Source organism: Pseudomonas sp. PDM22, assembly GCF_014851965.1.
Taxonomy (GTDB): Bacteria; Pseudomonadota; Gammaproteobacteria; order Pseudomonadales; family Pseudomonadaceae; genus Pseudomonas.
In genome coordinates, this window is sequence record NZ_JACVAR010000003.1 from 103,243 (window position 1) to 118,075 (window position 14,833).

A 14,833-nucleotide genomic window follows, 5' to 3' on the forward strand; every position below is an offset into this window, starting at 1 on the left:
TTTCCTCGGTCAGTGCTTGCGCAGGACGGCGTAGACCACCCGGTAGGTCGCCGGCAGCCCTTCGGGCTGGCGGAAGCGCTCGTAGGCGGCGATCAGCGCACGCACCCGCTCGCGCCCGGTGAGACCGTCGGGCCGGCCGGGATTGAGGTTGTGCGCGCCGAGCGCCTTGAGTTCGTGGGTCAGGCTGCGCAGGTCGGGGAAGTGCAGGACACGGTCCTCGGTGCACAGCTCCAGCACTTCCAGGCCGCTGCCTGCGCAGTGCTGCTGATACTGCTCGAAGGCGCGGAAGCGATTCACGTGGACGAAGCCGTCCACCGCTTCCCAGCTCTGCCGCAGCTCGCCCAGCGTGCCGATGCACAGGCTGCTGAACGCCGCGACGCCACCAGGACGCAGCACGCGGCGCGCCTCGTCCAGCACCGCCGGCAAGTCCCCGCACCACTGGATCGCCAGGCTGGAGAACAGCAGGTCAGTGGCGCCATCGCGCAACGGCAGCCGTTCGGCATCGCCGCCGATGAAGTGCTGCGCACCGCCCTGCTCGCGGGCGTGGCGCAGCATGCCTTCGGCGATATCGACGGACAGGCCCTGCGCCTGTGGATAACGCGCCGCCAGGGCGCGGGTGAAATAACCGGTGCCGCTGCCCAGGTCGATCCAGCGCTGCGGCGCGACGTGCGCCGGCAGCAGCTCCAGCAGACGACCGCCGACGGTGCGCTGCAGTTCGGCCACCGCGTCGTAGGTGGACGCGGCGCGGGAGAAGGAGGCGGCTACCTGGCGTTTGTCGGGCAGCGCGCTGGTACTGCAATCAGGCATCGTCACCCTCGTGGATGAACTTCAGGATGGCGCTCGCCACTTCGTCGGGCTGCTCCAGCGGCAGGCCGTGACTGGCACCGGGCAACAGGCTGACTTCAACGTCCGGCAACCACTCCAGCAGCGCATCGGCGGCACTGGCCGGGACCAGCGCATCGTTGGCGGCGAACAGGTGCAGTTGCGGGCCGGGATAGCGACCGAGGGCGGCGCGGGTATCGAGCTGCCCCAGCAGTTGCAGGCCGGCGGTCAGACCTTCGGCGTTCAATTGCGGCAGCGCCACCTGCAGCTGGCGTGCAAGGGTGCGCGGGTCGCGGGCGCCCTGGCTGACCAGCAGGGTGAAGCGCTTGCGCACCAGGTGCGGCTCCAGCAGGAAGGCCTCGAAGAAATCCTCGAAGACGTCATTGGCCATCGCGTCCGGCCAGTCCTCGCGGCGGCGGAAGCAGAGGTTGCTGGCGATGGTCACCAGCCCCCGACAGGACTCGCCCCGACGCGCCGCCAGTTCGGCACCCAGCATGCCGCCCAGCGACCATCCGGCGATCCAGGCGTCGTGAGCGACGTTGTCGTCCAGTTCGTCGAGCCAGGCATTGGGATCGGTATCCGCCGGCAGCGGCTCGATCTGCACATTCAAATGCGGTGCCTGCTCCAGCAGCGCATCGCGCAGCGGCTCCAGCGGCGCACTCCCCAGGCCCCAGCCCGGCAGCAGGATCAGTTGGTCACGCATCATCGCCCTCCTCGGCATCGATCTCTGCCAGAAGGCTAGACGACACGCGCTGCCAGCTTTCAGCGAGCGCCAGCAACAGGCGGTCAACCTGCGTCTCGGTGTGCGAGGCGGACAGGGTCACGCGCAGGCGCGCGGTGCCGGCCGGCACGGTGGGCGGGCGGATCGCGCCGACGAGGATGCCGCGCTGGCGCAGCTCCGCCGACAACGCCATGGCCTGGGCGCTGCTGCCGATGAGGATCGGCTGGATCGGCGTCGGGCTGTCCATCAGGCTCAGGCCGATGGCCTCGGCGCCGGCGCGGAAGCGCGCGATCAGCGCATTCAGGTGATCGCGGCGCCAGCTCTCGGCGCGCAGCAGCTCCAGGCTTTTCAGCGTGGCGCAGGCCACCGCGGGCGGCTGGCTGGTGGTGTAGATGTAGGGGCGGGCGAACTGGATCAGCGTCTCGATCAGCTCCTCGCTGCCGGCAACGAAGGCGCCAGCGGTGCCGAAGGCCTTGCCGAGGGTGCCGACCAGCACGGGCACATCATCCATCCCCAGGCCGAAGTGCTCGACGATGCCGCCACCGTTCGCGCCCAGCGGGCCGAAACCATGGGCGTCGTCGACCATCACCCAGGCGCCCTTCTCCCGGGCCCTGGCGCAGAGCACGGGCAGGCTGGCCAGGTCGCCGTCCATGCTGAACACGCCGTCGGTGACCACCAGCGTGTTGCCTTCAGCCTTGTCCAGGCGGGAGGCGAGGCTGGCGGCGTCGTTGTGCAGGTAGCGCGAGAAGCGCGCACCGGAAAGCAGGCCGGCGTCCAGCAGCGAGGCGTGGTTGAGGCGGTCCTCCAGCACGCTGTCGCCTTTACCGACGAGGGCGGTGACGGTGCCGAGGTTGGCCATATAGCCGGTGGAGAACAGCAGCGCTCGCGGGCGTCCGGTGAACTCGGCGAGCGCCAGCTCCAGCTCGTGGTGCGGGCCGCAGTGGCCGTTGACCAGGTGCGAGGCACCGCCGCCGACGCCCCAGAGCTCGGCGCCGGCACGCAGGGCGGCAATCACCTCGGGGTGATTGGCCAGGCCCAGGTAATCGTTGGAACAGAAGGCCAGCATCGGCTGGCCGTCGATGACCACTTCCGGCCCCTGCGGTGATTCCAGCAGCGGACGGCGGCGGTAGAGGTCCTCCGCCTGGCGCTGGGCCAGGCGGGCGGCGAGATCGAAAGGCATGCGCAACCCCGTGTCGGCGGTGGTCCTGCGAGGCGAGGACCTGTAGGAGCGAGCTTGCTCGCAAACCGCCCGGCACCGAAGTACTCGGGAAGACCGTTCGCGAGCAAGCTCGCTCCTACATGAAGAAAAGCGGCTCTATCAGGCCGAAGCCGCGTTATAGAACAGCTGGGAGTCGCGTTGTTCCACCAGCGCCTGTTCGATGGCGGCCTGGTGCACCTCGTCGGCGTGCTCCTCGCGCTCTTCGGGCTTGATGCCCAGACGCGCGAACAGCTGCATGTCCTTCTCGGCCTGCGGGTTGGTGGTGGTCAGCAGCTTCTCGCCGTAGAAAATCGAGTTGGCGCCGGCCATGAAGGCCAGGGCCTGCATCTGCTCGTTCATCTGCTCGCGACCGGCGGACAGGCGCACGTGGGATTTCGGCATCATGAGGCGGGCGACCGCCAGGGTGCGGATGAAGTCGAACGGATCGACATCCTTCTCTTCGGCCAGCGGGGTGCCCTTCACTTTCACCAGCATGTTGATCGGCACCGACTCCGGATGCTCGGGCAGGTTGGCCAGCTGGATCAGCAGGCCGGCGCGGTCGTCCACCGACTCGCCCATGCCGAGGATGCCGCCGGAGCAGATCTTCATCCCCGCCTCGCGCACGTACGCCAGGGTCTGCAGGCGCTCGCTGTAGGTGCGGGTGGTGATGATGTTGCCGTAGAACTCCGGCGAGGTATCGAGGTTGTGGTTGTAGTAGTCCAGGCCCGCTTCAGCCAGCGACTGGGTCTGCTCCTGGGTCAGCTTGCCCAGGGTCATGCAGGTTTCCAGGCCAAGCTTCTTCACGCCCTTGACCATTTCCAGCACGTAGGGCATGTCCTTGGCCGACGGATGCTTCCAGGCAGCGCCCATGCAGAAGCGCGTGGAGCCGATGGCCTTGGCTTCGGCAGCGGCCTGCAGCACCTTCTGCACTTCCATCAGCTTTTCCTTGTCCAGGCCAGTGTTGTAGTGGCCGGACTGCGGGCAATATTTGCAGTCTTCCGGGCAGGCGCCGGTCTTGATCGACAGCAGGGTGGACACCTGTACGCGGTTCGGGTCGAAATGCGCGCGGTGCATGGTCTGCGCCTGGAACAGCAGGTCATTGAAGGGCTGTTCGAACAGGGCGCGGACTTCGGCAAGGGTCCAGTCGTGGCGGGTTACTTGGGCTGCGGTGGCACTCATCGGCAAAGTCCTTCGACGCTTGGGGGCGCCTCTTGTCTAGGGTGCCCCGGCGGCGCGCCACCGGGGAAATCAGGCTCAAGGCATCATATGTGGAGCTGTGACGCTGTCAACCACTCTCGCGACACAGGTCGACAAGTGACCATTTATTGATCAGTCACGGCGATCTCGTTGCGGCTGCGGCTGAACCGATCCGCTCCATTGCCGCTCCAATCAGGCAGAACACTCAGGAGTCAGACCCCAGATGGGAACAGAAGGATTCTTCGACGGCCTTGGCCAGATGGTCGGCAAGGCCATCCGCTTCATCGTCGATCTGCTATCGGGCGTGCTCGGCGGCCTGTGGCGCGCCATGGACGACTTCTTCCACGGCCTGGCGCGGGCTGTGGGAATCGACGTCTCGATCTTCAGCTTCGTCCTGCTCTTCATCGGCCTGCTGCTGCTCTACAGTGGCATCCGCGCCTTCCTGCGGCGCTCGATCTTCGGCGGGCTGATCTGGACGGTGCTGGGCCTGGTGGTATTGAGCTGGCTGATTCACTGAGCCGCTAACCCCTGAACGCCCCGCCCATGGAGGGGCTGAATGTGGATATCTCAATGGCGCCCCGTCTGGTGGCGCCCTCGCGTGCAATGTCTTCTTTGCGGCGGGGCGGCGGAACAGGCCGCCCTGCCCCTCTGCGCCGGCTGCGACGATGACCTGCCGTGGCTCGCCGGGCACTGCGCGGTCTGCGCCCTTCCCCTCCCAGCTTCCGGACTGACCTGCGGCCAGTGTTTGCGCCGCGCTCCGTCTTTTCACCGGGTCGAGACACCGCTGCGCTACGGCTTCCCCGTCGATGCGCTGGTCACCCGCTTCAAGCACCAGGCTAATGCCCCGCTCGGACGTCTGCTCGGCCAGTTGCTCGAACGCCACCTGCTGCATGCCTTTGATGAAGGACTGCCGCGCCCGGACCGGCTGATCCCCGTGCCACTGTCGCGCCGGCGCGAGCGGCAACGGGGCTTCAACCAGGCGCAACTGTTGGCCGACTGGCTGGCCGCGCCGCTGCATCTGCCTGTGGATAACCAGCTCGTCCGCCGCACGCAGGACACCCCGGCCCAGCAAGGCCTGGACGCCGTCACCCGCAAGAAGAACCTGCGCAACGCCTTCACCCTGGCCGCTGGCGCGAGCGTCGAAGGCCTGCACCTGGCGCTGGTGGACGACGTGCTGACCACCGGCGCCACCGCCGAGCGCATCGCCCGCCTGTTGCGTCGTGCTGGTGCGCGGCGGGTCGACGTCTACTGCCTGGCGCGCACGCCGGCCCCGGAATAGACGACCGTTCGGCCACATTCCCGACATCTGCCCCTTGCGTTTTGCACGCCAGCAACGGAGCCTCGTCGCATACCAATAAGTACCCGCGAAACCATGACCACCCTCAGCCTGTTGACCCAACACGTTACCCGCCGCCCGCAGCGCATCGCCCTGCTGGCGCAGATCGCCCAGCTCGGCTCGATCACCCACGCCGCCAAGGCCGCCGGGATGAGCTACAAGACCGCCTGGGACGCCATCGATGAACTGAACAACCTCTCCGACCGGCCACTGGTGGAACGCAGCGTCGGCGGCAAGGGCGGTGGAGGCGCGCGCCTGACCGCCGAGGGCGAACGCCTGCTGGCGCTCTACCAGCGCCTGGAAGCCCTGCGCGAGCACATTGTCGAGCACGTCGAGCACCAGGCCGACCTGGAACTGATCGGCCGCCTGATGATGCGCACCAGCGCGCGCAACCAGCTTCACGGGCGCGTCTGCTCGGTGGAGCCGTCCGGCCTCAACGACCTGGTGTGCATCGAACTGCCTGGCGGCTCGCGCATCCAGGCGCGGGTCACCCGCGAAAGCACCGAGAAGCTGGAACTGGCCGACGGCGTGCCGGTGGTGGCGCTGATGAAGGCCGGCTGGCTCTACGTCGACCTGCCGCACATCCCCTGCCCGGAGGGCCTGAACGCGCTGGAAGGCCACGTCGATGACATCCGCGAAGCCGAAGACGGCCCCAGCGAAGTGCGCATCCAGCTGCCCAGCGGCCAGATGCTCTGCGCCCTGACCGACCCGGAGCGCATCGAAATCCTCGGCCTGCAAGCCGGTTTGGCGGTGCGCGCGCAGTTCTCCCCGGCGCAGGTGATCCTCGGCACGCCGCTGTAGTCGCCCCGGCAAATGGGTTTCCCTGCCTCATATCAAGCCCGACGAGTGCGCGGCGCGCTCCAATAACCGCCTGAGTCCCGCCCGGGGTCGGGCGGGGCCGTGGTCAATCGGAGCTCCCACCATGCGCCGCTCGCTCGCCCTGCTTGCCCTGCCGTTCCTGCTTTCCCTGCCCCTGGCCAGCCAGGCCGGCCCCGATGTCCTGCGGGTCGGCGCCAGCACCGAACTGATGCCGACGCTGGAACCACTGGTTGACCAGTACCAGCTCGCCACCCACAACAAGGTCCTGCTGATCGGCGGCGGCGAAGGCGAACTCGCCGAACAGGTCCGCCAGGGCACACCCTACGACCTGCTGCTGACGCCGCTGCACAATACCGACAAGCCCTCGCAAAGGCTCGAGTGCAAAGCCCGCACGATGCAGAAGCTGACCCTGGTGAAGGGCGAGCGCCGGGCGCTCGCCACGGACTTCGTCGAGTACCTGAAAAAACACTGCGCCGACCACTGAGGCGACTGCGCACCCAAACAGGGCGGACTGGGTAAACTAGGCAGCTTTACCATTGCCGGAACGTCGCCATGTCCCATCCCTTTTCCGACCTCACCCCCGACCTGGTGCTGGATGCGGTGGAAAGCATCGGTTTCCTCAGCGACGCCCGCGTACTCGCGCTCAACAGCTACGAGAACCGCGTCTACCAGGTGGGCATCGAGGACAGCGAGCCGCTGATCGCCAAGTTCTACCGCCCCGGCCGCTGGACCACCGAGGCGATCCTCGAGGAGCACGCCTTCTCCGCCGAACTGGCCGAATGTGAAGTCCCGGTGGTGGCGCCGCTGGTGCACGAGGGCAAGACCCTCTTCGAACACGCCGGCTTTCGCTTCACCCTGTTCCCCCGTCGTGGCGGCCGCGCGCCGGAGCCGGGCAACCTCGACCAGTTGTATCGCCTCGGCCAACTGCTCGGCCGCCTGCACGCCGTGGGCGCCAATCGCCCGTTCGAGCACCGCGAGGCGCTGACGCCACAGAACTTCGGCCACCAGTCCCTCGCCACCCTGCTGGACGGCAACTTCATTCCCAGGAGCCTGCTGCCGGCCTACGAGTCCGTGGCCCGCGACCTGCTGAAGAAGATCGACGACCTCTACGCCCGGACGAAGTACTCGCCCATCCGCATGCACGGCGATTGCCACCCCGGCAACCTGCTGTGCCGCGACGAGACCTTCCACGTCGTCGACCTCGACGACTGCCGCATGGGTCCGGCCGTGCAGGACCTGTGGATGATGCTCGCCGGCGAGCGCCAGGAGCGCCTCGGGCAGCTCTCGGAACTGGTCGACGGCTACCAGGAATTCCACGACTTCGACCCGCGCGAGCTGCCGCTGATCGAGGGCCTGCGCGCCCTGCGCCTGATGCACTACAGCGCCTGGCTGGCGCGCCGCTGGGACGACCCGGCATTCCCGCCGAGCTTCCCCTGGTTCGGCACCGAGCGTTACTGGGGCGAACAGGTGCTGGTGCTGCGCGAGCAGCTGGCAGCGCTGGATGAGGAACCGTTGCGGCTGTTCTGATTTCCGCATTTCGTCACCCAATCGTGGATATCCGACTGACTCCCTGCAGGAATGCCCCATGGGCGCGATCGCGGGCATGGCCCGCTCCTACAGGTCGACTTCGCTGGCGTGGTGTTATCCACAACCCGTAACGGCATCGTTACGCACATTCGCCAGCGCCACCGAGACATCCAGCGAAGCGGCACAGACAAGCCAGCACGAGCGCCCTAGAATTGTGCAGCCACTCATTAGCTGCCTAACCAAGGATGTTCCATGGCCACCGCCAACCCCCGCCGGGGCTACGCCCTGGGCTTGACTGCCTACGTCATCTGGGGACTCTTCCCGATCTACTTCAAGCTGCTCGAACGCATCCCCGCCCTGGAAATCATCACCCACCGGGCCATCTGGTCGGCGGTGTTCGGCGCCCTGCTCCTGCTGGTGTGGAAACACCCCGGCTGGTGGCGCGAGCTGCGCGAGAACCCCAAGCGCATCGCGGTGCTCACTGCCAGCGGCCTGCTGATCGCCAGCAACTGGCTGGTCTACGTCTGGGCGGTGAACAACGGCCACATGATCGAGGCCAGCCTGGGCTACTACATCAACCCGCTGATCAACGTATTGCTCGGCCTGGTGATCCTGCGCGAACGCCTGCGCCCGCTGCAGTGGGTCGCGGTCGGCCTCGCCGCGCTGGGCGTGGCGCAGCAGCTGTGGCAACTGGGCAGCCTGCCCTGGGTATCCCTGGCGCTGGCGCTGACCTTCGGCTTCTACGGGCTGATCCGCAAGCAGGCGCCGGTCGCCGCGCTGCCGGGGCTGGTGGTGGAAACCTGGATCCTGCTGCCGCTGGCGATCGGCTACCTCGTGCTGTTCGCCGATGGCCCGAGCGTGCATGCGGACTTCTGGACCACCAAGGACGCCATCTGGCTCGCCGCCGCCGGCCCGATCACCCTGGTGCCGCTGGTGTGCTTCAACGCCGCCGCACGCCACCTTCCTTATGCAACCCTCGGCTTCCTGCAGTACCTGGCGCCGACCCTGGTGCTGCTGCAGGCGATCCTGCTGTTCGGCGAACATCTGGACACCACACGGCTGATTTCCCTCTGCTGCATCTGGGCAGGCCTGGTCGTCTACAGCGTGGACATCTGGTACCGCCTCGCCCGCGGAGACTGATCATTAATTGATCCACTGCCTGGAAGCCACGCCAGCCGTGACTTGCAGGCAGTCACCCGCAGATTGTCCACAGCTCTATCCCGCGATTGCGGGGATAACGGCCAGATCTTCCACAGGCCGTCCTGCCAAGCGTTTCACACCGCCCCTTTCTCCAGGCGCGAGCCGGCCCCTGATCAAGAATTGATCAACACCTCAGAAGCCCCGCAAGCTCTGGCCTGCATGAATATTCCCCCGGCTTTTCCACAGGCTGATCCCCGCTTCGTGTGGATGGAGCAGAGCCGCCCGCTCAGAAAGTGGACAACCCTATGAAACCCAGAGCCAACGTGCCCTGCAGCGTTTCATGAACGGCTTCTCCACAGATTCTTCCAGTGTATTTGTGCACAGCGGTTGCCTGGCCCGCAGCGCCCTATTCGCCGCGCGCCATCTGTACGAAAACTGACCACATCGCCCAAGGCCACGGTAATAGCGGGATGCAGAGACTTATCAACAAAATGCCCACGGCGCGATCCCCGCAATCTGTGCACAGCCGCGAAGCAGGAAGTGGATAAACGGATTGGCGTGAAGCCCATGTAAAATGGGCCCTCTGTCGATCCATCAACAGAGAGCCCACAGGTTTTTCCACAAGAATCGTACTCAGAGTGAGGCCGTCATTCCCCGCTGTGGAAATTCAGCTCCACCATCAGGTCATCGGCCAGCTCTTCCAGCTTCTGCTGCAGGGTTTCCAACGGCAGGGTCAGCGGCACGGCCAGCAGCGCCTCGGCATGGAACAGCGGCTCGCTGCTCATGGGCGCGGGGAGCACCTCGGTGGTCAGGCTCTCCAGGTTCACGCCATGCTCGGCCAGCAGCTGGGTGATATCGCGGACGATGCCGGGGCGGTCGTTGCCCACCAGGTCGAGATGGATCGGCTTCCAGTTGCAGGCCGGCTCGATGCCGCTCTCCGCCAGCAGCACGCGGATGCCGTGCTCGCTCAGCTCCTGCAGACCTTCCACCAGCTCGTCATAGCCCTCGGCGGGCACTGCTACGCGAAGGATCCCGGCGAACTGCCCGGCCATGCGCGACATGCGGCTCTCCAGCCAGTTGCCGCCGTGGGCGGCGATGCATTTGGCCACGCGCTCCACCAGACCGGGCTGGTCCTGGGCGATGACGGTCAATACGAGGTGGTCCATGAGCAGTCTCCGCGAAGGGCTAGGCCGTGAGGTCCAGCCAATAGGTGTAGAACTTGTCGTCCCGCTTGTAGCCCAGGCGCTCGTACAGCGACTGGCCAGCGTGGTTGGTCTTCGCAGTCTCCAGCATCAGGCCGCAGGCGCCGGTGGCTTCGCCGTGGGCGCGGGCGGCGTTCATCAGCGCCTCGCCATAGCCATCGCGGCGCGCAGCGGGCAGCACGTAGAGGTCACTGATCAACCACGACGCCTGCAGCGCCAGGGAAGCGAAGAACGGGTACAGCTGCACGAAGCCTACCGCCAACCCATCGATGCTGCGCGCGATGAATACCGTGGACTGCCCGCTGCCGATGCGCGCCCCGAGAAACTCGCGAATCCTCGCGTGGGGCGCGGGCACCTCGTAGAAATCGAGGTAGCCGGAAAACAGCGGAACCAGGTCATCCAGATCGGTGGGGGTGGCAAGCGTCACGGACATGCGGGATTCTCCAGGAGGGAAGAAGCAGTATAGGCACGGCGAGGTTAGCCGGCTGCGACGGGCTGCCACAGGTACCCATCCGGGTAATACGTGTACAGTTTTAAGATTTATCTGGAACAATCCAGATGATATTTGCGAACATAAGACCTGCTACGTGACTGATATGCGTACTTTGGTCTAACCGCGACGCTAGCCCACTGATTTTTCCCACGGCATCATGTAGTATTCCGCGGCTCGGACTACAAGGCGTTTTGCCTGTGTCCAGAGCTGGTCCTGAGCAGAGTGAGGCAAGCAATGACTGAACGCGTTCAAGTCGGTGGCCTGCAGGTCGCCAAAGTCCTTTTCGACTTCGTGAACAACGAAGCCATTCCCGGCACCGGCATCGAGTCCGGCAAGTTCTGGGCGGGCGTAGAAACCGTAATCAACGACCTGGCCCCCAAGAACAAGGCCCTGCTCGCCAAGCGCGATGACATCCAGGCGAAAGTCGATGGCTGGCACCAGGCCCGCGCCGGCAAGCCGCATGATGCGGTCGCCTACAAGGCCTTCCTGCAGGAAATCGGTTACCTGCTGCCCGAGCCGGCCGACTTCCAGGCCAGCCCGCAGAACGTCGACGACGAAATCGCCCGCATGGCCGGCCCGCAGCTGGTAGTGCCGGTGATGAACGCGCGCTTCGCCCTGAACGCCGCCAACGCCCGCTGGGGCTCGCTGTACGACGCACTGTACGGCACCGACGCGATCAGCGAAGAGAACGGCGCCGAGAAGGGCAAGGGCTACAACAAGGTCCGCGGTGACAAGGTGATCGCCTTCGCCCGCGCCTTCCTCGACGAAGCCGCCGCACTGGAATCCGGCTCCCACGTCGACGCCACCGCCTACGTCGTGAAGAACGGCGCACTGGCCGTGACCCTGAAGAACGGCAGCGAGACCGGCCTGAAGAACGCCGCCCAGTTCCTCGCCTTCCAGGGCGAAGCCGCCAAGCCGAAGGCCGTGCTGCTCAAGCACAACGGCCTGCACTTCGAAATCCAGATCGACCCGACCAGCCCGATCGGCCAGACCGATGCCGCTGGCGTGAAAGACGTCCTGATGGAGTCCGCGCTGACCACCATCATGGACTGCGAAGACTCCGTGGCCGCCGTCGACGCCGACGACAAGGTCGTGGTCTACCGCAACTGGCTGGGCCTGATGAAAGGCGACCTCGCCGAGCAGGTTTCCAAGGGCGGCAGCACCTTCACCCGTACCATGAACCCCGACCGCGTCTACACCAGGGCCGACGGTTCCGAGCTGAGCCTGCATGGCCGCTCCCTGCTGTTCGTGCGTAACGTTGGCCACCTGATGACCAACCCGGCGATCCTCGACGCCCAGGGCAACGAAGTGCCCGAAGGTATCCAGGACGGCCTGTTCACCAGCCTGATCGCCATTCACAACCTGAACGGCAGCGCGACCCGCAAGAACAGCCGCACCGGCAGCGTGTACATCGTGAAGCCGAAGATGCACGGCCCGGAAGAAGTCGCCTTCGCCGCCGAGATCTTCAGCCGCGTCGAGGACCTGCTGGGCCTGCCGCGCAACACGCTGAAAGTCGGCATCATGGACGAAGAGCGCCGCACCACCGTCAACCTGAAGGCCTGCATCAAGGCCGCCGCCGAGCGCGTGGTGTTCATCAACACCGGCTTCCTCGACCGCACCGGTGACGAAATCCACACCTCCATGGAAGCCGGCGCCATGGTGCGCAAGGGCGCCATGAAGACCGAGAAGTGGATCGGTTCCTACGAAAACAACAACGTCGACGTCGGCCTGGCCACCGGCCTGCAGGGCAAGGCCCAGATCGGCAAGGGCATGTGGGCCATGCCCGACCTGATGGCCGCCATGCTCGAGCAGAAGATCGCTCACCCGCTGGCCGGCGCCAACACCGCCTGGGTTCCGTCGCCGACCGCCGCCACCCTGCATGCGCTGCACTACCACAAGGTCGACGTGTTCGCCCGTCAGGCCGAACTGGCCAAGCGCGCGCCGGCTTCGGTGGACGACATCCTGACCATTCCGCTTAGCGCCAACACCAACTGGAGCGCGGAAGAGATCAAGAACGAGCTGGACAACAACGCCCAGGGCATCCTCGGCTACGTGGTTCGCTGGATCGACCAGGGCGTCGGCTGCTCCAAGGTGCCGGACATCAACGACGTCGGCCTGATGGAAGACCGCGCCACCCTGCGTATCTCCAGCCAGCTGCTGGCCAACTGGCTGCGCCACGGCGTGGTCACCCAGGAGCAGGTGCTGGAAAGCCTCAAGCGCATGGCGTCGGTGGTGGATCGCCAGAACGCCGGTGACGCCCAGTACCGCGCGATGGCGCCGAACTTCGACGACAACGTGGCGTTCCAGGCTGCACTGGAACTGGTCCTCGAAGGTGCCAAGCAGCCCAACGGCTACACCGAGCCGGTCCTGCACCGCCGCCGCCGCGAGTTCAAGGCCAAGAACGGTCTGTAAGAACATCGCCAAGCGTTGAAGAAACCGCCCTCCGGGGCGGTTTTTTTATGGCTGCTGATCGGGAATCGACACTACGCCCAGCCAATGGTGGACGCCCCCGCGAGGCATTCCGACCACAGGGAATCGGACACGTAACGCATGTGCACAATTATTGTGTACAAAATCCCCACCCCGCACATCCGAGAATCACAACCAACCTGACTCGCAAGTCAATGATTGCTATGGGAATTTAATTTCCTGACCATCTGGACAGCCACCAAGACCGCACCAATAAAGGGCTCAAGCGGGATTCGAAGCTGCCTGCAGCGGGGTCTGGAAGGCGGCAGAGCGTTGCACTGGCATGGAATTGGCTTTGCACACAAACCACAAAAAGCCGTGCATACAAACCGAGCAGCCCATGAACTCCAGCCCTACCCACCTGTCCGGCGTTTCCCCTATCCAACCTGTCGATGGCGCGGCCTGCGCGAAGACTGCCGCGCCAACCCTGAGCCCGCGCCTGTACAGCGCCGACCTGGCCCCGACCAGGGCCGCCGGCCGCAACTGGGGGCGCTACAGCCTGTTCGCGCTGTGGACCAACGATGTACACAACATCGCCAACTATTCCTTCGCCATCGGCCTCTTCGCGCTGGGCATGAGCGGCGCGCAGATCCTCGCCGCCTTCGCCCTCGGCGCGCTGGTGATCTACGGCCTGATGAACCTGTCCGGCTACATGGGCCAGAAGACCGGCCTGCCCTATCCGGTGATGTGCCGCATCAGCTTCGGCATCCACGGCGCGCAGGTGCCCGCGCTGATCCGCGCGGTGATCGCCATCGCCTGGTTCGGCATCCAGACCTACCTCGCCTCGGTGGTCCTGCGCGTGCTGCTGAGCGCCATCGCGCCGAGCCTTGCGGCCTACGACCAGGACTCGATTCTCGGCCTGTCGACCCTCGGCTGGATCACCTTCCTCGGCATCTGGTGCGTGCAGCTGGTGATCTTCGCCTACGGCATGGAGATGGTGCGCCGCTACGAATCCTTCGCCGGCCCGATCATTCTGGTGGCCTTCGCCAGCCTCGCCGGCTGGATGTACTGGCGCGCCGGCCTGTCGATCTCCTGGTCCAGCGGCAACGCGCCGACCGGCTCGGCCATGTGGCTGAAAGTCCTGGGCGCCGCCGCGCTGTGGGTCTCGCTGTACGGCACCATGATCCTGAATTTCTGCGATTTCACCCGCAACTGCCCGGACCGCCGCACCATCAGCGTCGGCAACTTCTGGGGCCTGCCGGTGAACATGCTGGGCTTCGCGCTGATCGCCGTGGTGCTGGCCGGCGCGCAGTTCAGCATCGACGGCAAGCTCGTGCAGAACCCCACGGAAATCGTCGCCGCGATCCCCAACACCTTCGGCCTGGTGCTGGCCTGCCTGGCCTTCCTGATCGTCACCGTGGCGGTGAATATCATGGCCAACTTCGTCGCCCCGGCCTACGTGCTCACCAACCTCGCGCCGAACCTGCTGAACTTCCGGCGCGCCGGCCTGCTCAGCGCCACCATCGCGGTGCTGATCCTGCCCTGGCACCTGTACAACAGCCCGGCGGTGATCGTGTATTTCCTCGGCGGCCTGGGCGCGCTGCTCGGCCCGCTGTACGGGATCATCGTCACCGACTACTACCTGGTGCGCCGCAGCCGGGTGAACCTGCCCGAGCTGTACAGCGAGAGCCGCGACGCCAGCTACCACTACAGCGGCGGCGTGAACCTGCGCGCCGTGGCGGCGTTCGTCCCGGCAGCGCTGATCGCCATCGTGCTGGCACTGATTCCGGCGTTCGATGCGCTGTCGCAGTTCTCCTGGTTCTTCGGCGCCGGCCTCGGCGCGCTGATCCACTACACCCTGGCCGATCGCAAGCGCCGCTACGCGGACGTCTCCGGCGAGCCCATCGCGGTGGATGCTGCACATCACTGATGCTTGTGGACAAACGACAAGGCCGTCCTCGGGCGGCCT

14 protein-coding genes are annotated in these 14,833 nt (G+C 65.9%); 8 read left to right on the plus strand and 6 right to left on the minus strand.

Features of this window, described 5'->3' with window-relative positions:
- Window positions 1-9: 9 nt before the first annotated feature.
- The 4 genes from bioC to bioB all read right to left on the minus strand — a co-directional run bounded on the left by bioC (window position 10) and on the right by bioB (window position 3,920).
- Entirely contained in the window at window positions 10-807 is a 798-nt protein-coding gene (gene bioC, locus IB255_RS11360) for a malonyl-ACP O-methyltransferase BioC (RefSeq protein WP_192210390.1), read from the minus strand.
- Window positions 800-1,525, minus strand: a complete 726-nt coding sequence (locus IB255_RS11365; RefSeq protein ID WP_081519674.1) for an alpha/beta fold hydrolase — start codon at window positions 1,523-1,525, stop codon at window positions 800-802. Before IB255_RS11365 ends, bioC begins: the two co-directional genes overlap by 8 nt.
- Window positions 1,518-2,723 carry an 8-amino-7-oxononanoate synthase gene (gene bioF / locus IB255_RS11370; RefSeq protein ID WP_192210391.1) on the minus strand — a complete coding sequence of 402 codons (1,206 nt, stop codon included), beginning with the start codon at window positions 2,721-2,723 and terminating at the stop codon, window positions 1,518-1,520. The genes IB255_RS11365 and bioF overlap by 8 nt, the downstream gene beginning before the upstream one ends.
- Window positions 2,724-2,861: 138 nt before the next feature.
- Window positions 2,862-3,920: a biotin synthase BioB gene (gene bioB / locus IB255_RS11375; RefSeq protein ID WP_138213038.1), complete on the minus strand. Its 1,059-nt coding sequence runs from the start codon at window positions 3,918-3,920 to the stop codon at window positions 2,862-2,864.
- 241 nt (window positions 3,921-4,161) lie between these two features.
- On the opposite strand from bioB, the gene IB255_RS11380 reads away from it, so the two are divergent.
- The 6 genes from IB255_RS11380 (at window position 4,162) to rarD (ending at window position 8,760) form a co-directional block, all read left to right on the plus strand.
- Window positions 4,162-4,455 carry a hypothetical protein gene (locus IB255_RS11380; RefSeq protein ID WP_081519671.1) on the plus strand — a complete coding sequence of 98 codons (294 nt, stop codon included), beginning with the start codon at window positions 4,162-4,164 and terminating at the stop codon, window positions 4,453-4,455.
- Window positions 4,456-4,494: 39 nt separating this feature from the next.
- Complete coding sequence (locus IB255_RS11385) at window positions 4,495-5,217, plus strand: ComF family protein (RefSeq protein WP_081519670.1); 723 nt, start codon at window positions 4,495-4,497, stop codon at window positions 5,215-5,217.
- 93 nt (window positions 5,218-5,310) lie between these two features.
- Window positions 5,311-6,075 carry a TOBE domain-containing protein gene (locus IB255_RS11390; RefSeq protein ID WP_081519669.1) on the plus strand — a complete coding sequence of 255 codons (765 nt, stop codon included), beginning with the start codon at window positions 5,311-5,313 and terminating at the stop codon, window positions 6,073-6,075.
- 121 nt (window positions 6,076-6,196) lie between these two features.
- A complete protein-coding gene (locus IB255_RS11395) occupies window positions 6,197-6,577 on the plus strand; it encodes a substrate-binding domain-containing protein (RefSeq protein ID WP_081519668.1) in 381 nt (126 codons plus the stop codon).
- Between the two features lie 68 nt (window positions 6,578-6,645).
- Window positions 6,646-7,620, plus strand: coding sequence for a serine/threonine protein kinase (locus IB255_RS11400; protein WP_081519667.1), 975 nt, complete (start codon window positions 6,646-6,648; stop codon window positions 7,618-7,620).
- A gap of 252 nt (window positions 7,621-7,872) precedes the next feature.
- A complete protein-coding gene (rarD, locus tag IB255_RS11405; protein WP_081519666.1) occupies window positions 7,873-8,760 on the plus strand; it encodes an EamA family transporter RarD in 888 nt (295 codons plus the stop codon).
- Between the two features lie 647 nt (window positions 8,761-9,407).
- On the opposite strand, the gene IB255_RS11410 is transcribed toward rarD, so the two are convergent.
- Together IB255_RS11410 and IB255_RS11415 are read right to left on the minus strand one after the other, a co-directional pair.
- On the minus strand, window positions 9,408-9,926 hold the full coding sequence (locus IB255_RS11410) for a glycine cleavage system protein R (protein ID WP_045212798.1): 519 nt from the start codon (window positions 9,924-9,926) through the stop codon (window positions 9,408-9,410).
- 19 nt (window positions 9,927-9,945) lie between these two features.
- A complete protein-coding gene (locus tag IB255_RS11415; protein WP_081519665.1) occupies window positions 9,946-10,395 on the minus strand; it encodes a GNAT family N-acetyltransferase in 450 nt (149 codons plus the stop codon).
- Between the two features lie 294 nt (window positions 10,396-10,689).
- Here IB255_RS11415 and IB255_RS11420 point away from each other — a divergent pair, with 294 nt between their 5' ends.
- Window positions 10,690-12,867, plus strand: coding sequence for a malate synthase G (locus IB255_RS11420; RefSeq protein ID WP_081519664.1), 2,178 nt, complete (start codon window positions 10,690-10,692; stop codon window positions 12,865-12,867).
- Window positions 12,868-13,264: 397 nt separating this feature from the next.
- The gene (locus IB255_RS11425; RefSeq protein ID WP_081519663.1) at window positions 13,265-14,794 is read left to right on the plus strand and encodes an NCS1 family nucleobase:cation symporter-1; all 1,530 of its coding nucleotides are present in this window, start codon (window positions 13,265-13,267) and stop codon (window positions 14,792-14,794) included.
- The last annotated feature ends 39 nt before the right edge of the window (window positions 14,795-14,833 follow it).

Coding starts and splice junctions, on each gene's coding strand:
- bioC (WP_192210390.1), bottom strand. CDS start 807: ATGCCTGATTGCAGTACCAGCGCGCTGCCCGACAAACGCCAGGTAGCC.
- IB255_RS11365 (WP_081519674.1), bottom strand. CDS start 1,525: ATGCGTGACCAACTGATCCTGCTGCCGGGCTGGGGCCTGGGGAGTGCG.
- bioF (WP_192210391.1), bottom strand. CDS start 2,723: ATGCCTTTCGATCTCGCCGCCCGCCTGGCCCAGCGCCAGGCGGAGGAC.
- bioB (WP_138213038.1), bottom strand. CDS start 3,920: ATGAGTGCCACCGCAGCCCAAGTAACCCGCCACGACTGGACCCTTGCC.
- IB255_RS11380 (WP_081519671.1), top strand. CDS start 4,162: ATGGGAACAGAAGGATTCTTCGACGGCCTTGGCCAGATGGTCGGCAAG.
- IB255_RS11385 (WP_081519670.1), top strand. CDS start 4,495: ATGTGGATATCTCAATGGCGCCCCGTCTGGTGGCGCCCTCGCGTGCAA.
- IB255_RS11390 (WP_081519669.1), top strand. CDS start 5,311: ATGACCACCCTCAGCCTGTTGACCCAACACGTTACCCGCCGCCCGCAG.
- IB255_RS11395 (WP_081519668.1), top strand. CDS start 6,197: ATGCGCCGCTCGCTCGCCCTGCTTGCCCTGCCGTTCCTGCTTTCCCTG.
- IB255_RS11400 (WP_081519667.1), top strand. CDS start 6,646: ATGTCCCATCCCTTTTCCGACCTCACCCCCGACCTGGTGCTGGATGCG.
- rarD (WP_081519666.1), top strand. CDS start 7,873: ATGGCCACCGCCAACCCCCGCCGGGGCTACGCCCTGGGCTTGACTGCC.
- IB255_RS11410 (WP_045212798.1), bottom strand. CDS start 9,926: ATGGACCACCTCGTATTGACCGTCATCGCCCAGGACCAGCCCGGTCTG.
- IB255_RS11415 (WP_081519665.1), bottom strand. CDS start 10,395: ATGTCCGTGACGCTTGCCACCCCCACCGATCTGGATGACCTGGTTCCG.
- IB255_RS11420 (WP_081519664.1), top strand. CDS start 10,690: ATGACTGAACGCGTTCAAGTCGGTGGCCTGCAGGTCGCCAAAGTCCTT.
- IB255_RS11425 (WP_081519663.1), top strand. CDS start 13,265: ATGAACTCCAGCCCTACCCACCTGTCCGGCGTTTCCCCTATCCAACCT.